This window comes from Bailinhaonella thermotolerans, from assembly GCF_003594875.1.
In the GTDB taxonomy this organism is placed as follows: domain Bacteria; phylum Actinomycetota; class Actinomycetes; order Streptosporangiales; family Streptosporangiaceae; genus Bailinhaonella; species Bailinhaonella thermotolerans.
Genome location: NZ_QZEY01000018.1, coordinates 62477 through 82275, shown reverse-complemented (window position 1 = coordinate 82275; position 19799 = coordinate 62477). Strand labels below are relative to the sequence as shown.

Here is a 19799-nt window from a genome sequence, read left to right as displayed (position 1 = left end):
GCTACGCGTTCCTTCCGGAGAGGGCTTCGACGACCTTCAGCAGCGCCGAGTGGTCCAGGGAACCGTGCCCCTGGGCGCGCGCGGCGGCGACGAGCTGGGCGACCTGGGCGCCCAGCGGGAGCGCGACCTCGGCGTCGCGCGCGGCGGACACGACGATGCCCATGTCCTTGTGGTGCAGGTCGATCCGGAAGCCCGGCGTGAACTCCCGGGCGAGCATGGAATCCCGCTTGAGCTCCAGGATCCGGCTGCCCGCCAGTCCCCCGGCGAGCACGTCGAGCCCGGCGGCCGCGTCCACGCCGGACGCCTCCATGAGCACGATCGCCTCCGCGACCAGGGCGTACGTCCCGCCCACGACGAGCTGGTTGGCGGCCTTGACCACCTGCCCGGCGCCGTTGGGCCCGACGAGCCGGTAGGTCCTGCCGACCGCCTCGAAGATGGGCGCGGCCGCCGCGAAGTCCTCCTCCGCGCCGCCGACCATGATCGACAAGATGGCGTCCTCCGCGCCCTTCTGGCCGCCGCTGACCGGGGCGTCCAGCACGCGCAGGCCCCTCTCCCTCCCCGCCTCGGCCACGCGCGCTGAGGTTCCCGGGGTGATCGTGGAGAAGTCGATGTACAGCGTCCCCGGCTTCGCCGTCGCGAGGACGCCGTCCTCACCGAAGAAGACCTCCTCCACCTGCGGGTCGGCCGGGAGCATGGTGATCACGATCTCCGCGTCCCGCACCGCCTCGGCCACGTTCGCGGCGCCCTGGCCGCCCTCCGCCGCGAGCTTCCCGACGGCCGCGGACGAGACGTCGTACCCGGTGACGTGGTGCCCTGCCGCGACGAGGTGGCCCGCCATGGGGGCGCCCATGATGCCGAGGCCGATGAAACCGATGGTGCTCATGAGGTGGACTCCTTGAACTCCGCGATCCAGGCGAACTCGTCGCCCCCGGTGGCCTTGTACTCCAGCCCGATCCAGCCGTCGTAGCCGTGCTCGGCGAGCAGGGCGAACAGCGGCCCGAAGGCCAGCTCCCCGCTGCCGGGACGGCCCCGGCCGGGCACGTCGGCGATCTGCACGTGCCCGATCCGCGCGGCGTGCGCCCGGATGACCGCCGGGAGGTCGGCGCCCATCCGGGCCAGGTGGTACAGGTCGCACAGGAACCGGACGTTCGGCTCCCCGACCTTGTCGATCACGCCGATGGCGTCCTCGGCGGACACCAGCGGGTACTTCGGGGACTCGTGCGCGTTCAGCGCCTCGACGAGGACGACCGCGCCGATCCGGGCCGCCGCGCGGGCCGCCAGGCGCAGGTTCTCGGCCGCCAGCTCGTCGTCGGAGTCGGCCGCGGCGTTGCCGTACAGCGCGTTGAGGGCCGTGCAGCCGGTGCGCTCGGCGATGCCCACGGCCACGTCGACGTTGTCGCGGAACCGCTGGGAGGTGGCCCGGCCGGACAGCAGCCCGCGCGAGCCCGCCGCCATGTCGCCGGCGTCGAAGTTGAGCCCGACGAGCCGGACCCCGGCGTCGTCGAGGGCCGCCACGAAGGCGTCCACGTCCTTGTCGGAGGGGACGGCCTCCGCGAACGGCCACCAGAACTCCACGGCCTCGAACCCGGCCTTCCTGGCCGCGCGGGGCCGCTCCAGCAGCGGCAGATCGGTGAACAGGATCGAGCAGTTGACGTCGAACCTCACGAGGCCCTCGCCTCCGCCCTGGCGTCCTTGTAGGCCCGCCAGTCGCCGAACCCGGTGATGTCGGTGAGCTGGACGTGCGAGGTGTACGGCCGGCGCAGCAGCATCGCCAGGGACGCGCGCCCGTCGGCCAGCTCGATCACGCCGAGCTCCAGCTCGTGCGGCTCCGCCGGGAGCACCTTGTCGCGGAGCACCTCCAGGGACACCTCGTAGACCTCCCCGGCGATGGCGGCCCCGCCGTGGGACACGGGGTAGAGGGCCGGGCACTGGTCGCCGACCGAGTAGAAGCGGTACACGGGCGCGGTGGTCGTCTCCTCGACGAGCGGCGCCCCGTCCAGCAGGTGATGCAGCGGTCCTCCGCGCATCGCCCCGCCGTTCAGGAACATCAAGGCCACGGGAGCTTCTCCCCTCTGTCAGACCCTCCCGAGGGAGCGGTCGTGATGGATCGGCCCGTAGGTCTGCCTGAGCGGCAGCGCGGTACCCCCGCGGCGCGTCGCGACGATCTCCGCCGCGACGGCCACGGCCGTCTCTTCCGGTGTCCGCCCGCCGAGGTCGAGCCCGATCGGCGAGCGCAGGCGGGCGAGTTCGCCCTCGGTGAGGCCGGCCTCGCGCAACCGCGCCAGCCGGTCCTCGTGGGTACGGCGTGAGCCCATCGCCCCGACGTACGCCACCGGCAGCCGCAGCGCGACCTCCAGCAGCGGCACGTCGAACTTGGCGTCGTGGGTGAGCACGCAGATGACGGTCCGGTGGTCCACCCGGTTCCCGGCCGCCTCGGCCGCGAGGTAGCGGTGCGGCCAGTCCACGACCACCTCGCCGGCGTCGGGGAACCGCCGTGCGGTCGCGAACACCGGACGCGCGTCGCACACGGTCACGTGGTAGCCGAGGAACCTCCCGATCCCGGCCACGGCCGCGGCGAAGTCGATCGCGCCGAAGACCAGCATGCGCGGCGCGGGCAGGTGCGACTCGACGAAGAACGCGCGGGTCACGCCGGTGGTGTCGGCGCAGATCTCGCGGATCCCGGTCACGCCCTGGTCGAGCATCGCCCGCGCCTCAGCGACCACCCGGGGATCGGCGTCCCCGAGCACGCGCCCCCGCTCGCCGTGCGGGCCCGCGGCGGGCCAGACGGCGGAGATCCCGCCGCCGGGTTCCATGGCGTGGACGAGGGCGACGGCCTCGCCCCTGGCGGCCGCGTCGAGCCCTGCGGCCAGCGCGGGCCCCGGATCGGGGGTGACCAGGACTTCGATGGCCCCGCCGCAGGTCAGGCCCACGGCGAAGGCGTCGGAGTCGCTGTAGCCGAACACCTGGCGGACCGTCTCCCCCGTGCGCAGCGCCTCCCGGCACAGCTCGTACACCGCGCCCTCGACGCATCCGCCGGAGACGCTGCCCACGACCGTGCCGTCCGCGGCGACCGCCATCGCGGCGCCGGGCGGGCGGGGCGCGCTGCCCGAGGTCGAGACGACCGTGGCGATCGCGAAGGGGGTGCCCTCGGCGTGCCAGCGGGCCAGGTCCGCCAGGATGTCCGGCATCTCAGCTCCTATCCCAGCCCGAACAGGGCCTTGATCGGGGTGATGGCGAAGTAGGCCGCGAACGCCACCGAGATGGCCCACACCATCCAGTGCGGCTCCCGCGCGCGGCCCTGGGCGATCTTGACGACGGCGTACGCGATGACGCCGGCGCCGATGCCGTTGGTGATCGAGTAGGTGAACGGCATGATCACGATGGTGAGGAAGGCCGGGATCGAGATCGACAGGTCGTCCCACGGGATGTGCCGGCACTGCGCCATCATCAGCGCGCCGACCAGCACCAGCGCGGGGGCGGCGGCCTGGATCGGCACGACCGCCGCGAGCGGGGTCAGGAAGAGCACCACCAGGAACAGCGCCCCGGTGACCACGCTGGCCAGGCCGGTCTTCGCGCCCTCGCCCACGCCCGCCGCCGACTCGACGACCGCCGTGTTGGGGGCCGTGCCCGCGCCGCCGCCGGCGATCGCGCCCAGGCCGTCCACGAACAGGATCCTGGACAGGTTGCGCACCTTGCCGTCGGCGCCGGTCAGCCCGGCCTCCTGGGTGACGCCGAGGATCGTGCCCATCGCGTCGAAGAAGCCGGAGAGCACCAGCGTGAACAGCACGATCGTGGCGGTCAGCACGCCCGCCCGCGCGAACCCGCCGAACAGGTCCACGTCGAACAGCAGGCCGAAGTCGGGCGCGCCCACGATCGAGGAGGGCAGCTTCGGCGTCACGACGCCCCAGTCCCTCACGGTCGCCACCGCGTTCACGACGATCGCGACGACGGTGCCGAGCACGATGCTGATCAGGATGGACCCGGGCACCCGCCGCACGTAGAGGGCGATCATCAGCACGAGCGTCACGCAGAACACCGCGACCGGCCACGTGGCGAGCGCGCCGCCGGTGCCGAGCGTGAGCGGGGTGCCCGCGCCCTTGCTGACGAACCCGGCGTCCACCAGCCCGATCAGCGCGATGAACGCGCCGATGCCGACGCCGATCGCGTGCTTGAGCGCGGTCGGGATCGCGTTCATGATCGCCTCGCGCAGCCCGGTCAGCGCGAAGACGATGATGACCGCGCCTTCGAGGACGACCAGGCCCATCGCCTCCGGCCAGGTCATCACCGGGCCGGCCTGGAAGGCGACGATCGGGGCGACGCCGAGCCCCGCGGCCATGGCCAGCGGCGCGTTGCCGACCAGGCCCATGAGGATCGTGGTGATCGCGGCCGACAGGGCGGTCGCGGTCGTGAGCTGCGGCACGGTCATGGACGCGCCGGTCACGTCCTTGGCTCCCGACAGGATGATCGGGATGAGCACCACCAGGTACGCCATGGCGACGAACGTGGTCACGCCGCCGCGGATCTCCCGGGTGACGGTGGTGCCCCGGGCCGTGAGTTCGAAGAACCGGTCGAGCGGCGAGGAAGGCCTGGGGGACGCCGCGGGGGATGGCTGTGTCTTCAGCTCGGTCATGGTCGAGCCCTCCAAAGGGCGTAGTCGACCAGCGGACTGGCCCGCTGACGGCCGTCCGCTCGGTTCGAGGGGGCGGTTGTGGGTCTGCCCAGCCCTTTTACCAGGGGGTACGGCTCACGCGAGCGCGCACCCCCAGGTCATGGGATGAAGGGGACGGACCGGGCGACCCCGTTGGTCAACTGCTTCCGGCGATGTGCTCCGGACGAACCGGCACTCGGGTGAGCGCTAGCCCCGACGCGTCGCGGATCGCGGCGACGATGGCGGGGGTGGAGGAGAGCGTGGGGGGCTCTCCGGCCCCGCGCAGCCCGTATGGGGCTCGCGGGTCGGCGTACTCGAGGATGTCGAGCCGCATGGGGGGCATGTCGAGGATGGTCGGGATCAGGTAGTCGGTGAAGGAGGGGTTGCGCACCTTTCCGTCGGCCACGACGATCTCCTCCATCAGGGCCAGTCCGAGGCCCTGGGCGGTTCCGCCGTGGATCTGGCCCTCCAGCGAGAGCGGATTCATGATCTTGCCGACGTCCTGGACGGCCGCCAGCTCGACCACCTTGACCAGGCCGAGCTCCACGTCCACGTCCACGACGGCGCGGTGGACGCAGATCGCGAGCTGGGTGTGCGAGTTCGCCTGGCCGGTCACCGGGTCCATGCGCTCGGTCCGGTGGTGGTGGAACTCCCGGGTCTCGTCGATGACCTCGTCGCCCAGGACCTCCGGCAGGTGCTCGACGGCCTCCGCCAGGCTCGCGGGCGGCCGGCCGAGCCGTTCCTCGAACAGCTTGAACATCCGCTCCCGCACGGCCTCGCAGGCGACCTTCACGGCCCCGCCCGTCATGTACGACTGGCGTGAGGCCGAGCTGGAGCCGGCGCTGCCCACCTGGTTGTCGGCGGGCGCGATCGTGACCCTCCGCACGCCCAGCTCGGACCGGGCGATCTGGGCCTTGAGGGTGACCAGGCCCTGCCCGACCTCAGCGGCCGAGGTGTGCACGAGGACCGTGGGCTCGCCGCCGATGATCGACAGCCGGACCCGGGCCGTGGAGTAGTCGTCGAAGCCCTCGGAGAAGCAGATGTTCTTGATGCCGACGCCGTACCCGACGCCCCGCCGCACGCCTTCGCCGTGGGTGGTGTTGGAGACGCCGCCGGGCAGCTCGCGCAGGTCGTGGCCGGCCGCGTCGCGCTCGGGCGGCATCGGCATGGCCTTCAGCCGTCCCAGCATCTCCGCCAGCGGCGCCATGTGCTCCAGCACCTGGCCCGTGGCCAGCGCGTCGCCCGGGTGGGCGGCGTTGATCTGGCGGAACGTCACCGGGTCCAGGCCCAGCGCGGCGGCCATCCTGTCCATCATCGACTCGTAGGCGAAGCACGCCTGGACCGCGCCGAAGCCGCGCATCGCCCCGCACGGCGGGTTGTTGGTGTAGACGCCGTACGCGTCCACGCGGATGCTGGGGATCTTGTACGGCCCGACGCCCAGGGAGGCGGCGTTGCCGACGACGTTGGGCGTGGAGGAGGCGTACGCGCCGCCGTCGAGGATGATCTCGGCCTCGGCGAACACCAGCTTCCCGTCGCGCGTCGCGCCGTACTCGTAGCGCATCCGCGCCGGGTGGCGGTGGACGTGCCCGAAGAACGACTCCTCGCGGTTGTAGACGATCTTGACCGGCTTCCCGGTGCGCATCGCCAGCATCGCCGCGTGGATCTGCATCGACAGGTCCTCGCGCCCGCCGAACGCGCCGCCGACGCCGGCCATCGTCATCCGCACCTTCTCCTCGGGCAGCCCGAGGCACGGCGCGATCTGCCACAGGTCCGAGTGCATCCACTGGGTGGCGACGTACAGGTCCACGCCGCCGTCCTCGCCCGGCACGGCCAGCCCCGACTCGGGGCCGAGGAACGCCTGGTCCTGGATGCCGACCTCGAAGGTCTCGCTCACGATCACGTCGGCCCCGGCCCGGGCCTCGGCGACGTCCCCGCCGAAGATCACCGGCTGGTGCCGTACGACGTTGCCGTCCTCGTGGACCTTCTCGCAGTCCGGGTCGAACGCGGCGCGGCGGGCGTCGGTGATCGGCGTCAGGACCTCGTAGTCCACCTTGATCTTGGCGGCGGCGCGGCGGGCCACCTCCGGGTGGTCGGCCGCGACCAGCGCCACCGGCTCGCCCTGGTACCGCACCTGGTCGATGGCCAGCACCGGCTGGTCCTTGTGCTCCAGGCCGTAGAACTTGAAGCCCGGCACGTCCTCGTGGGTCAGCACCGCCTCGACGCCCGGGTGCGCCAGCGCCTCGGACACGTCGATCGAGCGGATGCGGGCGCGCGGGTGCGGGCTGCGCAGCGTGACGCCCCAGAGCATGCCCTCGAGCCACAGGTCCGAGGAGTAGGCGAACTCGCCGGTCACTTTGAGCGTGCCGTCGGGCCGCCGCCGGCTCTCGCCGACGCCGCCGTCGAGCGGCGAGTCCAGCTCCCGGGGGACCTTCGCGGGTGTCATCGTCATCGTGCCTCCAAGCGGGTGCTCATCGGGCGGCCTCCAGCAGGCGGCGGTGCGCGGCGGCGCCGGCGGCGGCCACCTCGTCCTGCGGGACCGTGCGCAGCTCGTCGTCCTCGACCACCGTCCTCCCGCCGACGAGCAGGCGGGCCAGCGGCGGGGTACGGCCGAAGGCCAGCGCGGTGACCGGGTCGTCCACGGCCGCGTAGAAGCCGTCCACCCGCCACAGCGCGACGTCGGCGAGCTTGCCCGGCTCCAGCGAGCCGATCTCGTCCTCGCGGCCCAGGCAGCGGGCCCCGCCGAGGGTGCCCATCTCCAGCGCCTGCCGCGCGGTCATCGCCGTGGGGCCGCCCCGGGCGCGGGCCATCATCATGGCCATGCGCACCTCGCCGACCAGCGGCGTCATCTCCGACGACCCCGCGCCGTCCACGCCCAGGCCGACCGGCGCCCCCGCGGCCAGCAGGTCGGCGGCGCGCGCGATGCCGGCGCCCAGCCGGGCGTTGGAGCTGGGGCAGTGGGCGACGCCGGTCCCCGTCTCGGCGAACCGCCGGATCTCGCCGTCGCGCAGGTGCACGCAGTGCGCGAGCCACACGTCGGGACCGAGCCAGCCGAGCTTGTCCATGTACTCCACGGGGGTGCAGCCCAGTTGCTCCAGGCAGTGCTCCTCCTCGTCGAGCGTCTCGGTGAGGTGGGTGTGCAACCGCACGCCGTGGGCGCGCGCCAGCTTGGCGGCCTCGGTCAGCAGGTCGCCGCTCACCGAGAACGGCGAGCAGGGCGCGATCGCGACCCGCACCATGGAGCCGGGCGAGGGGTCGTGGAACCGCTCGATCGCGTCGGCGGTCTCGCGCAGGATGTCGTCGAGCGTCTCCACGACCTCGTCCGGCGGCAGCCCGCCCTGCGACTCGCCCCGGTCCATCGAGCCCCGCGCCGGGTGGAAGCGCAGCCCGATCCGCCGGGCCGCCTCGATCTCCGCCGCGAACAGGTCCCCGCGCCCCTTGGGGAACAGGTAGTGATGGTCGCTGCTGGTCGTGCACCCGGTCCTGGCCATCCAGGCCAGGCCCGCGCTCGCGGCCCCGGAGACGACCTCGGCGTCCATCCGGCCCCAGATCCGGTAGGACGCCACCAGCCACTCGAACAGCGTGCCGTCGGGGGCCAGCCCCTGCGTCGCCCACTGGTAGAGGTGGTGGTGGGTGTTGACCAGGCCGGGCGTGGCCAGGCAGCCGCGCCCGTCGATCCGCTCGCCGCCCTCGGGGCCGGGGCCCGCGCCGACGGCGGTGATCACGCCGTCGTCGATCACCAGATGGCCGTCGGGGATCTCCTCGCCCACGACCGGGGCGATGTACGCGCCCTCGACGACCGTCCTCATCGGCCGGCCTCCGCCTTGCGCGCGGCGGCCAGCCGTACGGCGTCCAGGATCTTCTCGTAGCCGGTGCAGCGGCACAGGTTCCCGGCCAGGGCCTCGCGGATCTCCGGGTCGCTCGGCTCGGGCACCCGCTCGATCAGGTCGTGCGCCTGGACGAGCAGGCCGGGCGTGCAGAAGCCGCACTGGACCGCGCCGCACTCGACGAACGCCTCCTGGATCGGGTCCAGCCTCTCGCCGTCGGCCAGGCCCTCGACCGTGCGGACCTCGCGGCCCTCGGCCTGCCCGGCCGCGACCAGGCAGGCGCACACCGGAGTGCCGTCGAGGTAGACCGTGCAGGAGCCGCACTCGCCCTGCTCGCAGGCGTTCTTGGAGCCCGGCAGGCCGACGCGCTCGCGCAGCACGTACAGCAGGCTCTCGCCCTCCCAGACGTCGTCGGCGGTCTGCTCGACCCCGTTGACCGTGAAGTTCACGCGCATGCCGTCGCGCCCCCGTTCAGGTAGTCCTTCCAGGCCCAGGTCAGCGTGCGCCGCGCCATCACCGACAGCGCGTGCAGCCGGTACTCCGCGGTGCCGCGCACGTCGTCGATCGGCGCGGCGGCCCGGGCGGCCAGTTCGCCGAAGCGCCGCGCCACCCGCTCGTCCAGCGGCGAGCGGCCGGCCCAGTCCAGCTCGCCCGCGGCGTACTCCTCGGCCTCGAACGCGCGGCGCGGCGTCGGGGCGGCCGAGCCGATCCCGGTCCCGATCCGCTGGTCGGACGGGTGCAGCGCCAGGCCGAACGAGCAGACCGCGATCACCATCGCGTTCCGGGTGCCGATCTTGGAGAACTGCTGCGGCCCCTCGGCCGGCCGCACGTGGAACGCGCGGATCAGCTCGTCCGGCGCGAGCGCGCTGCGCTTCACGCCCGTGTAGAACTCCCCGGCCGGGATCATCCGCGTGCCGCGCGCCGCCGACTCCACCTCGATCTCGGCGTCGGCGGCCAGCAGCGGCGGGTGCGAGTCCCCGGCGGGCGAGGCCGCGCCCAGGTTCCCGCCCACCGTGCCCCGGTTGCGGATCTGCGGCGAGCCCACCGTGCGGGCGGCCATCGCCAGCCCCGGCAGCCGGCCCCCCAGCTCGCCGATGATCCGGGCGTACGGCACGGCCGCGCCGACGCGCAGCCGGCCGTCCTCCTCCTCGCTCCAGGTCGCGAGCTCGCCGACCCGGTTCAGATCCAGCAGCGCCTCCGGCCGGTGCTTGTCGAAGTTCAGCTCGACCATCACGTCCGTGCCGCCCGCGATCGGGACGGCGCCCGGAGCGTCGGCCTTGGCCGCCAGCGCTTCCCCCCATGACGTGGGGCGCAGGAATTCCATCGGTTCACCTCCACGCCAGCGTGTCGTCGGGCGTGCCCTCGCGGAGCACGGTCCCCTCGATCAGTCCGTACGGCCGGTCGGCCGCGTAGAACACCTCCCCGTCGTTCTCCAGCCCGAAGGGCGCGAGGTCCACGAGGAAGTGATGCTTGTTGGGCAGCGCCAGCCGTACCTCACATATCTCCGGCCCGTTCTCGATCACTCGCGCGCCCATGGCGTACAGCGTCTGCTGGAGCGAGAGGCTGTGCGTCTCGGCGAACGCCTCCAGCAGGTGCCGCCGGGCCCGCGCGTACGACTTGGCGTAGTCCGACCTGCCCACGGTGTGGCCGACGTGCCGCCAGGTGGCGGTGACCTGCGTGGCCAGCACGCGGTCGCGCGTCTCGGCGAGCGTCGTGTAGCGGTCCTTGAGGTAGCCCCAGAACTCCGAGCCCGTGGTGTTCAGGACGACCAGGTCCTTCAGGCCGGAGACCAGCGTGGCGCGCTCGCCGTCGTAGTGGGCCACGGCGGTGCGGGTCTCGCGGCCGGAGCGCACGAAGGAGTGCCGGCGCTCGCCCGGGCCGCCGGCGGGCTCGACCCGGTCCCAGAAGTACTCCTCGACCGCCACGCGGGCCAGGTGGATCGAGGGCTGGGAGTCCACGAAGTGCCTGGCCAGCAGCAGCGCGAACTCCTCGATCTCGCCGACGCCGTGCTCCTTGGCGAAGGCGTAGACGGTGTTCTTCTGGGTGTCCGTCGGAAGCACCTTGGAGTTCCCCCCGGTCAGGTGCGTCTCGGCCATGTCGCCGGACAGGGCGACGCTGACGTTCAGGTCCCTGATCTCGTGGGTCCCGCCGTTCTTCACGACGCGGACCACGCGGGTCTCCGCCTTGCCGTACCGGTTCGTCCCGAGAACGACTGACATGGCTAGCTCCCTCGATACGTGGAGTACGCGAACGGGCTGAGCAGGAGCGGCACGTGGTGGTGCCCCTCGCCGAGTCGGAAGGTCACGGTCACCTCGGGGTAGAAGGTCTGCCCGCCGAAGTAGGAGCCGGTGTCGAAGACCAGCCGGTAGACCTCGCCGGGCGTGAGCGGCGGGGCCCAGTCGCGCAGCCTCCCGTCGTGGTCGGTACGGCCCTCGGCCAGGTTCACGCCGTCCGCCGTCTCCAGGCGCACGGCGACGCCTTCGGCGGGACGGCCCCGCGTCGCGTCGAGGACGTGGGTGGACAGGCTCATCGCGCCTCCTCGCCGAGCAGCTTGGCCAGCCGCAGTTCCGTGATCCCGGCGAGTTGCCCGCGGACCTCGGCGCGCTCGGTCTCCGGGTCGTTGCCCAGCCGCCTGCGCAGCTCGGCGAGCATCTCCTCCGCGCCGCGGCCGGCCGCCCGGATCAGGAAGACGTGCCCGAACCGCTCCTCGTAGGCGAGGTTGCCCTCGGCCATGGCCCGCGCGGTCTCCTCGGCGGCGTCCGCCATGCCCGCCTGCTCGCGGCGCGACCAGCCGGCCTCCCGGCTCTCGCCCGCGGCGCGGTCGCCGATGCGGGGGTGCGCGTTCAGGGCCTCCTCCACGTCCGCCCAGCTCAGCCCGGCGATCTCGGCGCGTGCCGCCGCGGTCAGCGCCGCGAGGTCGCCGTACGGCCTGCGCCCGGCGACGGCCTTGGCCCAGGCTCGGGAGGCGCAGCAGGCGAGGAGCTCCGCCTCGGCCTTCTCGGGCGCGAGGGCGTTGAACCAGTCGAGCACCACGGCTCCTTCCGTTCGTTGCCGCAAGTAGACACAGCCATCGCGGGGGCGGTCTAGGAACAAGAAGTCCGAAGACGGATACCCGTCCGGGGCGGGTGTTTGTGCTTTCCGACAAGTCCGCCGCCCGTCCCGCTGGGTTAGCCTCCCCGGGATGAGGCTGCGCTCGCTCCTGTCGATCCCGGGGCTCCGGCTGACGCCGGTCTGCGGTGAGGACCGGCTGGACCGGGTCATCCGGTGGGTCGTGACCACCGACATGCGCGACCCCAGCCGGTACCTCTCGGGTGGGGAGCTGGTGCTGACCGGGCTCGTGTGGCGGCACTCCCCCGCGGACTCGGAGGTCTTCGTCGCGGCGCTGGCGCGCTCACGCGTGGCCGGGCTGGCGGCCTGGGACGCGATGGCCGGGGAGATGCCCGGCGACCTGGTCGAGGCGTGCGAACGGCACGGCGTCCCGCTCTTCCAGGTCCCCGAGGACCTCGCCTTCGCCACGATCACCGAGCAGATCATGCGGCGGCTGTCCACGGCGCGGGCCGCCGACCTCACCGCCGTCCTCGACCGGCACCGGCGCCTGGTCTCCGGCCCCGGCCTGGACGCCGTCCTCGACCTGGTCGCGCTCGACCTGGGGATGCCCTGCTGGGTCCTCACCCCGGCGGGCCGCGTGGTGGCCGGGCCGCGCCCCGGGCCGCCCGACCCCGCCGGCCTGGCCGCCGCGTTCCTCACCGCGCCGCGCCTGCCCCGCGACCACGCCGGTCACTCCCTGTTCGCGGTGGACGAGCACGGCACGGCCCGGGTCGCCGACTGGTTCCTCGCCTTCCAGGGCCCCGCCGGCGACTGGCCCGAGGAGCGCCGCGCCCTGGCCGCCGAACTGGCCGCCGTCATCGACCTCGAACGGACCCGCCCGACCCCGGAGGACCGCCTGGCGGCCGACCTGGTCCGCCTGGTCGCCACGGACGCCCGCCCCGCCGAGATCGCCCTCCACCTCGACCTCACCGGCCTGTCGGGCCGCGCGCCGTACACCGCGGTGGCCGCCGCCGCCACGCCGCCGCTGCGCCCCGCCGACGTGCGCGCGATCCTCCGGGAGGCCCTCCACCCCCAGCGCCCCGTGCTCGCCTTCCACGGCGACGAGGTCGTGGCCCTGGTCGGCGCCGCCGTACGGCCTGAGCCGGGCGCGGCCCCGGCGCGCGAGGACGGGACCGAAGCCGGGGGCGGGGCGGGCGGCGGGATCGGGGCCAGGGGTGGCGCGGACGGCGGGGAGGGGGTCGCGGGGCGGGTCCGGCGGGCGCTGGAGGCGCTGACGCCGGGGCTGGGGGCGAGCCGGGTGACGGCGGGGGTGAGCGGGGCCGTGGACGCGGCCGGGCTGCGGGGCGCGGTCGAGGAGGCGCGGCACGCGCGTCTGGTGGCGGCGGGGCGCCCCGGCGCGGCGGCCGTCGTGGGCCACGACGAGCTGGGCACGCACATGATGCTGCTGGCCAGCGTGCCGGACGAGGTGCGCCAGATGTTCCGGGCCCGGCTGCTGGGGCCCCTGCTGGAGTACGACCGGGTCCACCGCGCCGACCTGGTGCGCACGCTGACGGCGTTCCTCGACGGCTCCGGCTCCTGGACCAGGTGCGCCGAGGCTCTCCACCTCCACGTGAACACCCTCCGCTACCGGATCCACCGGATCGAGGAGCTGACCGGGCGGGACCTGACGAGGCTCCAGGACCGCGTGGACTTCTTCCTCGCCCTCCGCCTCCCCTGACCGCCGCGAGGTCTTGTGCTTCTCGCCAATCGGGGGCGCGGCCGGAGCGGCCCCGGTCGGGTGATCACACGAACTTGCGCCCGGTTCATTGACCGGGACCGGCGCGGCCCGCGAGGCTCAAGGCGACCCGGCGCCCGCCGCCCGCGGAGAACATTCGGAGACCTCGCCCGTCCTGACCACCCCCGCGGCCGGCGTGCGCCGTCCACATACACCGCCCACCCGTCCGCGCCCAAACGACACGCGCGGACCGATTCTCAGTGCGAGGCGAAGCCCTACGCCGCCGGGAACCGGGAAGTGTCCAAAGTCAGGTTCCAGGGCGCGGGCAGTTCGAGCCGATCCCCGAACTTGACCTTGGTCTCCGTCTGATAGCCCTCCTCCGACGGGTTGCTCAGCAGCCGTACCGTCTTCGTGAACGGATCGACGACCATGAAGAGCGGCGCGCCGGCCTTCGCGCACTCCCGCGGCTTCACCACGTGATCGTCGAGCCTGCTGCTGTCCGTGGCCATGGTTCCGTCATCCCCTCCTCGTCGAGGCACGCAACGCGTTGAAGCCGAAACGGGATGTAGCCGCCCGGCCTCAAGGGGATGACCGAAACTCCGGAATCCGGCCGAGAAGTCAGCCGATCCCGCCCGGGATGACGATTTCAGAGGAGGCGGCCGCGGGCGGGCGCGCCGACCCCCGGGGGCGGGGCCGGCGGGTGGGGTGTGATCTGTCTCTTGGGGGCCGGGGTGGGGTCAGGCTCGGGGACAGGTGACTTTGGGGTTCCAGGGTTCGAAGAGGCCCTTGGGGTTGTGCTTGAAGAGCCAGACGTGCAGCTCGTAGTGGATCGGCATGCCGTGCTCGTGCGGCTCCATCGGGCCCTGGAAGTCCTGGCCGAACAGGCGGGGCCGGTCGTCGGCGGTGGCCAGGCGCTGGTCCCGGTCCACCTTGAAGTACTCGGCCGCGCCCAGGACGCGGCCGCCGCGGCCGTCGGGCACGTACACCAGGACCTCGGGGCGCAGGGGCTCCAGCCGGGGATCGGCGACGAGGCGATGGTTGACGTAGTGGTAGCCCATCCCGCCCAGGAGGCGGCCGTCCGCGCCGCGGTAGGGGTACTGGGCGCAGACGTCGGTCCGCTTGTACCCGTGCCGCTCCGCGACCTTCGGGTTCTTGAACTTCGCCAGTTCCCCGCGCAGCCGGTGCAGCCAGTGCGGGTGCTCGCCGCCGGGGCCGGTCCGCTCGGCCGCGGCTCCCCCGCCGGACACCTGCGCCGCCGTGCCGGGCGCGGAGGCCGTGAAGGCGGCCGCCGACGTGAGCGCGGTGGCGAGCAGCATGATCGTGGTTCTTCTCATGCCCTGTGTCTTGCTTCCGCGCCGGGGCGGAAAACGCCTTCCCGATCAAAGACTGCCTGGCTCTGACCTGGCACAACCTTTCCGTCCGGGCCGCCTCCGAACGGGGGGGGGCGAGCGGGTGGATGATCACGCCTGTGGCGCGGGGCGGGACGGGGCGGGCATCGTGGGCCGATGCGAGTCACTGTCATGGGAGCGAGCGGGGCCTTCCCGACGGCGCGCGAGGCGTGCAGCGGGTTCCTGGTGGAGCACGAGGGGTTCCGGCTCCTCGTCGACCTGGGGTACGGCACGGCACAGCGGATCATGGACGCGATGCCGGTGGAGGACGTGGACGCGGTGCTGGTCAGCCACGGGCACCCCGACCACTGCGCGGACCTGAACCCGTTGCTGCGGGCGCGGGCGCTGCGGGACGACCCGGCGGCGGCGCTGCCGGTGTACGCGCCGCCGAGGGCGCTGGACGCGGTGCTGGCGCTGGACCGGCCCGGGATGCTGGACGACGCCTACCGGTTGCGGGAGTTCGAGCCGGGGGCGGTGTTCGAGGCGGGGCCGTTCCGGGTGGAGACGCGGGCGCTGCCGCACATGCCGCCGAACGCGGGGATGCGGATCTCCGCCGGGGGCCGGACGCTGGCCTACACCGGCGACAGCGGGCCCAGCCCAGACGTCGCGGCGCTGGCCCGGGACGCCGGACTGCTGGTCGCGGAGGCGTCGTACGCCGAGGAGGTCCCGGCCGGCCTGGCGGGGCACCTGTCCAGCGCGCGGCAGCGCGGTGAGCAGGCGGCGCGGGCGGACGCGGCCCGCCTCTGGCTCACCCACCTCATGCCGGGCGTGGACCCCGGCGCCTCCGCCGAGGCCGCGGCCGGGCCGTACGCCGGGGAGATCCGGATCGCGTCCGGCGGGCTCACGCTCGACCTCGACTGATCGCCCTGCCGGCGGGCCGGGAGAAGACGAGAACGGCGCCCGTCCGGGGGCACCTCCCCGGCGGACGCCGTTCTCGTTCGCGGCGCGGCCCCGGCCCGGCCGTACGGCGGCGGCCTCGGGGGGCTGTGCCGTACGGCGGGCGAGGGGCGCTCACCCGATCCGGTGGATCAGTGGCCGTGGCCGTGACCGTGGCCGTGGCCGGCCGCGGCGGGCTCCTCCTCCTCGGGCTTGTCCACCACGAGGGCCTCGGTCGTCAGCAGCATGCCGGCGATGGAGGCGGCGTTCTGGACGGCCGAGCGGGTGACCTTGACCGGGTCGATGACGCCCTGCGCGAGCAGGTCGCCGTACTCGCCGGTGGCGGCGTTGAGGCCCTGGCCCGCGGACAGCTCGGCGACCTTGCTGACCGCGACGTAGCCCTCCAGGCCGGCGTTCTCGGCGATCCAGCGGGCCGGCTCGACGAGGGCCTTGCGGACGATCGCCACGCCGGTGGCCTCGTCGCCGGACAGGCCGAGGTCGTCCAGGTCCTTGGACACGTGGATCAGCGCGGAGCCGCCGCCGGAGACGATGCCCTCCTCGATCGCGGCGCGCGTCGCGGAGATCGCGTCCTCGAGGCGGTGCTTCTTCTCCTTGAGCTCGACCTCGGTGGCCGCGCCCACGCGGAGCACGCAGACGCCGCCGGACAGCTTGGCCAGCCGCTCCTGCAGCTTCTCGCGGTCCCAGTCGGAGTCGCTCTGCTCGATCGACAGGCGGATCTCGCGGACGCGGTCCTCGATGGCCTGCGCGTCGCCGGCGCCGTCCACGATGGTGGCGGTGTCCTTGGTGACCACGACGCGGCGGGCCTGGCCGAGGACGTCGAGGCCGACGTGCTCCAGCTTGAGGCCGACCTCCTCGGACACGACCTGGCCGCCGGTGAGGATGGCCATGTCGGCCAGCATCGCCTTGCGGCGGTCGCCGAAGCCGGGGGCCTTGACCGCGACCGAGGTGAAGGTGCCGCGGATCTTGTTGGTCACCAGGACGGCCAGGGCCTCGCCCTCGACGTCCTCGGCCACCACGAACAGCGGCTTCTTGGTCTGGGCGACCTTCTCCAGCAGCGGCAGGAAGTCCGCCACCGAGGAGATCTTGCCCTGGTGGAGCAGCACGTAGGCGTCCTCGAGGACGGCCTCCATGCGGTCGGGGTCGGTCACCATGTAGGCGGACACGTAGCCCTTGTCGAACTGCATGCCCTCGGTGAACTCGAGCTCCATGCCCATGGTCGGCGACTCCTCGACGGTGATGACACCGTCCTTGCCGACCTTGTCGAACGCCTCGGCGATGAGCTCACCGATCTTGGCGTCCTGGGCGGAGATCGTGGCTACGTTCGCGATCTCCTTCTTGTCCTCGACGTGGCGGGCCGAGGCCAGCAGCTTCTCGCCGACCGCGGCGGCGGCCAGGTCGATGCCGCGCTTGAGCGACAGCGGCGAGGCGCCGGCGGCGACGTTGCGCAGGCCCTCGCGGACCATCGCCTGCGCGAGGACGGTCGCGGTGGTGGTGCCGTCACCCGCGACGTCGTTGGTCTTGGTCGCGACCTCCTTGGCGAGCTGCGCGCCGAGGTTCTCGTACGGCTGGTCCAGCTCGACCTCACGGGCGATGGTCACGCCGTCGTTGGTGATGGTCGGGGCGCCGAACTTCTTGTCGATCACGACGTTGCGCCCGCGGGGGCCGAGGGTGACCTTGACCGCGTTCGCCAGCGCGTTCACGCCGCGCTCAAGGGCGCGCCGCGCGTCCTCCTCGAACTCCAGGATCTTCGGCATCTACGTCCTCTTCTCAGTGAAGAACGTGGCAAAGCCCGGGACGATGGGACCGCCCGGGCTTTGTCACTGTCTGGCGACTACTTCTCGATGATCGCGAGCACGTCGCGGGCGGAGAGCACGAGGTACTCCTCGCCGCCGTACTTCACCTCGGTGCCGCCGTACTTGCTGTAGAGGACGACGTCGCCCTCCTTGACGTCCAGCGGGATCCGCTTCTCGCCGTCCTCGTCCCAGTTGCCCGGGCCCACCGCGAGGACCTTGCCCTCCTGGGGCTTCTCCTTGGCGGTGTCCGGGATGACCAGGCCGGAGGCCGTCGTCTGCTCGGCCTCAAGCGGCTGAACAACGATGCGGTCGCCGAGCGGCTTCACGGGAACCTTGGTGGCGGTCGTCACGATCTGACCTCCCCTTCGATTTCGATTTCGGGCCGGCCGGAGAGGCTGGCCGCAAAAGTAGAAGAGTCGACCGGCGGCCTGCCGTCGCGGGTGCCAGACCTGCCTCGTCGTCGTCATTCTGGCACTCTCAAGGTGAGAGTGCCAACACGAAACAGTATGCGGACCTGCCCGGACAGTCAACACGGACACGTACCCCGCCCGCCCACGTTCAGCCACGTTTCGCTATCGGCTTCACCGTCCCCTCCGAGCGTACGTCCACCCGGGCGCGCCCTCTCCGGGGGCCGGTCAGGCGGGGGCGTAGGAGGTGAGGACCTCGTCGAGGAGGCCGGGGCGCTCGGGGGTCCAGGAGAGGAGCCCGCGGGCGCGGGCGCCGGAGACGCGCTGGTCGAGGGCGAGGGCGCGGGCGAACGGCTCGCCGAGGACCTGGGCGGCCTCGGCGACGGGCCAGGGCTCGACGCGGTCGGCCCCGGCGGCCTTGGCGACGGCCTCGGCGAAGTCCTTCGTGGACACGCCCTCCTCGGCCACGCCGTGGAGCAGGGCGCCGGGCTCGGCGCGCTCGACGGCGAGGGCGAAGAGGGCGGCGAGGTCGTCCACGTGGACGGTGCTCCAGTGCGGGGCGTCCGCGCCGGCCTCGGTCACGACGTACCGCGCGACGCCCTGCCGCCCGGCCTGCCCGGCGAAGATGGCCGGGATGCCGGCGGCGCGGCCGTACACGATGCCGGGGCGGATCACGACGGAGCGGACGTTCTGCCCGGCGGCGGCGAGGACCAGGGCCTCGGCGGCGGGACGGGAGGCGACGATGGGCGGCGGGCTGACCGGCGCGTCCTCGTCGGCGAGGCCGTCGGTGTCGCCGAGGGCCCAGACGCCGCTGGTGTAGACGAAGGCGCGGCCGGTGCCGCGCAGCGGGGCGAGCAGCGCCTCGACGACCCCGGGCTCGGCCTCCCCGGCGGGGGCTCCCGCGTGGATCACCACGTCGATGTCGTCGGTGACGGCGGCGGTGAGCGAGGCCGGGTCGGAGATGTCGCCCACGCGGGATTCCCCGCCGGGCCACTCGCGACCGGCCCGCAGCAGCGCCACGACCTCGTGGCCCGCGCCGGTCAGCCGCTCGGAGACCGCGGAGCCGATGTAGCCGGTGGCGCCCAGCAGCAGAACCTTCATCTCACCCTCCATGTCGAACATTTCAATGTCGAACTGTGCGATGGTAAGACGTTAAACCCGCCCAGATCGCGATGTCAAACAGTTCGATGCTTAAATGTTTGAGGTAGAGTCGGCCCCATGAAGGACGCCGTGGATCTCATCACCGAGCAGTGGAAGAACGTCCGCCCCGACCTCGACCCCTCCCCGATGGGCGTCGTCGGTCGCGTCTCCAGGGCGTCCCGCCTGCTCGAACGCGGCGTCAAGGAGTACTTCAACTCCCGCGGCGTCGAGCCCTGGGAGTTCGACGTCATGGCCACGCTGCTGCGCTCGGGCCCGAGCCACACCCTCTGCGCCAAGGATCTCCTCGGCTCCGCCATGGTCAGCTCCGCCGCCCTCACCCACCGCGTGGACCGCCTGGTCGAACGCGGCCTCGTCAAGCGCTGGACCTGCCCCGACAACCGCAGGCAGGTCCAGATCACGCTGACCGAGGAGGGCGCCGCGCTGACCCACGACCTCATCCGGGGCCACCTCGGCCGCGAGGACGAGCTCATCTCCGCCCTGACCCCCGAGGAGCGCGACCTCCTCGCCGGCCTCCTCCGCAAGCTGCTCCACTCCCTCGGCGACACGGACCTGTAGACCTCCGCAGGCCTCTCCGGGGTCTCTGTGATCTCCGGGGTCTCCGTGATCTCCGGGCCGGGCCTCCGGCTTCCCGCGTGCCGCCGTTTCCCGCCGCCCCTTCCGTACGGCGGGCTCGCGTACGGCGGGCTCGCGTACGGCGGGCTCCGGTGCGGCCGGCGCCGGCGGCCACTCCGAGGTGGGCGGAGCGCCCCCGAGGCGGAGCCGGGCGGGGTTGCGGGGGACGGGGAGGCCGCCCCCGCCGGGTGCGGCAAGGTCGGCGGGGCGCCAGCCGTACGAACGAGGAGGCGGCGCGGGCGGGCGGTTTGCCTTGACGCCGGTGTCAGGGTCCTAGCATCACGGCCTGCTGACGGACGGCGGATTC

20 protein-coding genes are annotated in these 19799 nt (G+C 73.2%); 3 read left to right on the top strand and 17 right to left on the bottom strand.

The genetic code is table 11. The features are described 5' to 3' along the window. Window position 1: 1 nt before the first annotated feature. From D5H75_RS32335 to uraD, 12 genes are all read right to left on the bottom strand, one after another. Window positions 2-883 (bottom strand): 2-hydroxy-3-oxopropionate reductase, encoded by an 882-nt coding sequence (locus D5H75_RS32335; RefSeq protein WP_119930380.1) that lies wholly within the window; start codon window positions 881-883, stop codon window positions 2-4. After that, the gene (locus D5H75_RS32330; protein WP_119930379.1) at window positions 880-1665 is read right to left on the bottom strand and encodes a hydroxypyruvate isomerase family protein; all 786 of its coding nucleotides are present in this window, start codon (window positions 1663-1665) and stop codon (window positions 880-882) included. The genes D5H75_RS32335 and D5H75_RS32330 overlap by 4 nt, the downstream gene beginning before the upstream one ends. After that, window positions 1662-2048 carry an allophanate hydrolase-related protein gene (locus D5H75_RS32325; RefSeq protein ID WP_340137784.1) on the bottom strand — a complete coding sequence of 129 codons (387 nt, stop codon included), beginning with the start codon at window positions 2046-2048 and terminating at the stop codon, window positions 1662-1664. The genes D5H75_RS32330 and D5H75_RS32325 overlap by 4 nt, the downstream gene beginning before the upstream one ends. Before the next feature lie 27 nt (window positions 2049-2075). Beyond that, window positions 2076-3188, bottom strand: coding sequence for an XdhC family protein (locus D5H75_RS32320; protein ID WP_119930377.1), 1113 nt, complete (start codon window positions 3186-3188; stop codon window positions 2076-2078). Between the two features lie 8 nt (window positions 3189-3196). Further along, on the bottom strand, window positions 3197-4630 hold the full coding sequence (locus D5H75_RS32315; protein WP_119930376.1) for an NCS2 family permease: 1434 nt from the start codon (window positions 4628-4630) through the stop codon (window positions 3197-3199). Window positions 4631-4805: 175 nt separating this feature from the next. After that, complete coding sequence (pucD, locus tag D5H75_RS32310; protein ID WP_119930375.1) at window positions 4806-7097, bottom strand: xanthine dehydrogenase subunit D; 2292 nt, start codon at window positions 7095-7097, stop codon at window positions 4806-4808. 19 nt (window positions 7098-7116) lie between these two features. Continuing rightward, complete coding sequence (locus D5H75_RS32305) at window positions 7117-8454, bottom strand: 8-oxoguanine deaminase (RefSeq protein ID WP_119930374.1); 1338 nt, start codon at window positions 8452-8454, stop codon at window positions 7117-7119. After that, complete coding sequence (locus tag D5H75_RS32300; protein ID WP_119930373.1) at window positions 8451-8927, bottom strand: (2Fe-2S)-binding protein; 477 nt, start codon at window positions 8925-8927, stop codon at window positions 8451-8453. The genes D5H75_RS32305 and D5H75_RS32300 overlap by 4 nt, the downstream gene beginning before the upstream one ends. Further along, entirely contained in the window at window positions 8918-9796 is an 879-nt protein-coding gene (locus D5H75_RS32295) for an FAD binding domain-containing protein (protein ID WP_119930372.1), read from the bottom strand. Before D5H75_RS32295 ends, D5H75_RS32300 begins: the two co-directional genes overlap by 10 nt. A 4-nt stretch (window positions 9797-9800) precedes the next feature. Then, complete coding sequence (gene pucL, locus D5H75_RS32290) at window positions 9801-10691, bottom strand: factor-independent urate hydroxylase (RefSeq protein WP_119930371.1); 891 nt, start codon at window positions 10689-10691, stop codon at window positions 9801-9803. Window positions 10692-10693: 2 nt separating this feature from the next. Then, on the bottom strand, window positions 10694-11002 hold the full coding sequence (gene uraH, locus D5H75_RS32285) for a hydroxyisourate hydrolase (protein WP_119930370.1): 309 nt from the start codon (window positions 11000-11002) through the stop codon (window positions 10694-10696). Then, complete coding sequence (uraD, locus tag D5H75_RS32280; RefSeq protein ID WP_277949992.1) at window positions 10999-11505, bottom strand: 2-oxo-4-hydroxy-4-carboxy-5-ureidoimidazoline decarboxylase; 507 nt, start codon at window positions 11503-11505, stop codon at window positions 10999-11001. Before uraD ends, uraH begins: the two co-directional genes overlap by 4 nt. Window positions 11506-11653: 148 nt before the next feature. Between uraD and D5H75_RS32275 the strand changes: the two genes are divergently transcribed. Further along, a complete protein-coding gene (locus D5H75_RS32275; protein WP_119930368.1) occupies window positions 11654-13237 on the top strand; it encodes a PucR family transcriptional regulator in 1584 nt (527 codons plus the stop codon). A 272-nt stretch (window positions 13238-13509) separates the two neighbouring features. Here the strand turns inward: D5H75_RS32275 and D5H75_RS32270 are convergent, their stop codons facing one another. Together D5H75_RS32270 and D5H75_RS32265 are read right to left on the bottom strand one after the other, a co-directional pair. After that, window positions 13510-13743: a PDDEXK family nuclease gene (locus D5H75_RS32270; protein WP_119930367.1), complete on the bottom strand. Its 234-nt coding sequence runs from the start codon at window positions 13741-13743 to the stop codon at window positions 13510-13512. 228 nt (window positions 13744-13971) lie between these two features. Then, the gene (locus D5H75_RS32265; RefSeq protein ID WP_147425344.1) at window positions 13972-14568 is read right to left on the bottom strand and encodes a hypothetical protein; all 597 of its coding nucleotides are present in this window, start codon (window positions 14566-14568) and stop codon (window positions 13972-13974) included. Window positions 14569-14739: 171 nt separating this feature from the next. Between D5H75_RS32265 and D5H75_RS32260 the strand changes: the two genes are divergently transcribed. Beyond that, window positions 14740-15483 carry an MBL fold metallo-hydrolase gene (locus D5H75_RS32260; RefSeq protein WP_119930365.1) on the top strand — a complete coding sequence of 248 codons (744 nt, stop codon included), beginning with the start codon at window positions 14740-14742 and terminating at the stop codon, window positions 15481-15483. A 167-nt stretch (window positions 15484-15650) separates the two neighbouring features. Here the strand turns inward: D5H75_RS32260 and groL are convergent, their stop codons facing one another. From groL to D5H75_RS32245, 3 genes are all read right to left on the bottom strand, one after another. Beyond that, window positions 15651-17273: a chaperonin GroEL gene (gene groL / locus D5H75_RS32255; protein WP_119930364.1), complete on the bottom strand. Its 1623-nt coding sequence runs from the start codon at window positions 17271-17273 to the stop codon at window positions 15651-15653. 77 nt (window positions 17274-17350) lie between these two features. Continuing rightward, window positions 17351-17662 carry a co-chaperone GroES gene (gene groES, locus D5H75_RS32250; protein ID WP_055482820.1) on the bottom strand — a complete coding sequence of 104 codons (312 nt, stop codon included), beginning with the start codon at window positions 17660-17662 and terminating at the stop codon, window positions 17351-17353. Between the two features lie 285 nt (window positions 17663-17947). Next, window positions 17948-18820, bottom strand: coding sequence for an NAD-dependent epimerase/dehydratase family protein (locus tag D5H75_RS32245; RefSeq protein WP_119930468.1), 873 nt, complete (start codon window positions 18818-18820; stop codon window positions 17948-17950). Between the two features lie 117 nt (window positions 18821-18937). Between D5H75_RS32245 and D5H75_RS32240 the strand changes: the two genes are divergently transcribed. Beyond that, window positions 18938-19435 carry a MarR family winged helix-turn-helix transcriptional regulator gene (locus D5H75_RS32240; protein ID WP_119930363.1) on the top strand — a complete coding sequence of 166 codons (498 nt, stop codon included), beginning with the start codon at window positions 18938-18940 and terminating at the stop codon, window positions 19433-19435. Window positions 19436-19799: the final 364 nt, after the last annotated feature.

Bases quoted from the DNA above. Each gene is read 5' to 3' on its own strand.
- D5H75_RS32300 (WP_119930373.1), bottom strand. From the start codon at position 8,927: ATGCGCGTGAACTTCACGGTCAACGGGGTCGAGCAGACCGCCGACGAC.
- D5H75_RS32265 (WP_147425344.1), bottom strand. From the start codon at position 14,568: ATGAGAAGAACCACGATCATGCTGCTCGCCACCGCGCTCACGTCGGCG.
- D5H75_RS32245 (WP_119930468.1), bottom strand. From the start codon at position 18,820: ATGAAGGTTCTGCTGCTGGGCGCCACCGGCTACATCGGCTCCGCGGTC.
- D5H75_RS32275 (WP_119930368.1), top strand. From the start codon at position 11,654: ATGAGGCTGCGCTCGCTCCTGTCGATCCCGGGGCTCCGGCTGACGCCG.
- pucL (WP_119930371.1), bottom strand. From the start codon at position 10,691: ATGTCAGTCGTTCTCGGGACGAACCGGTACGGCAAGGCGGAGACCCGC.
- D5H75_RS32335 (WP_119930380.1), bottom strand. From the start codon at position 883: ATGAGCACCATCGGTTTCATCGGCCTCGGCATCATGGGCGCCCCCATG.
- D5H75_RS32325 (WP_340137784.1), bottom strand. From the start codon at position 2,048: ATGTTCCTGAACGGCGGGGCGATGCGCGGAGGACCGCTGCATCACCTG.
- D5H75_RS32305 (WP_119930374.1), bottom strand. From the start codon at position 8,454: ATGAGGACGGTCGTCGAGGGCGCGTACATCGCCCCGGTCGTGGGCGAG.
- D5H75_RS32320 (WP_119930377.1), bottom strand. From the start codon at position 3,188: ATGCCGGACATCCTGGCGGACCTGGCCCGCTGGCACGCCGAGGGCACC.
- D5H75_RS32295 (WP_119930372.1), bottom strand. From the start codon at position 9,796: ATGGAATTCCTGCGCCCCACGTCATGGGGGGAAGCGCTGGCGGCCAAG.
- uraH (WP_119930370.1), bottom strand. From the start codon at position 11,002: ATGAGCCTGTCCACCCACGTCCTCGACGCGACGCGGGGCCGTCCCGCC.
- D5H75_RS32315 (WP_119930376.1), bottom strand. From the start codon at position 4,630: ATGACCGAGCTGAAGACACAGCCATCCCCCGCGGCGTCCCCCAGGCCT.
- D5H75_RS32240 (WP_119930363.1), top strand. From the start codon at position 18,938: ATGAAGGACGCCGTGGATCTCATCACCGAGCAGTGGAAGAACGTCCGC.
- D5H75_RS32270 (WP_119930367.1), bottom strand. From the start codon at position 13,743: ATGGCCACGGACAGCAGCAGGCTCGACGATCACGTGGTGAAGCCGCGG.
- groL (WP_119930364.1), bottom strand. From the start codon at position 17,273: ATGCCGAAGATCCTGGAGTTCGAGGAGGACGCGCGGCGCGCCCTTGAG.
- D5H75_RS32260 (WP_119930365.1), top strand. From the start codon at position 14,740: ATGCGAGTCACTGTCATGGGAGCGAGCGGGGCCTTCCCGACGGCGCGC.
- pucD (WP_119930375.1), bottom strand. From the start codon at position 7,097: ATGACGATGACACCCGCGAAGGTCCCCCGGGAGCTGGACTCGCCGCTC.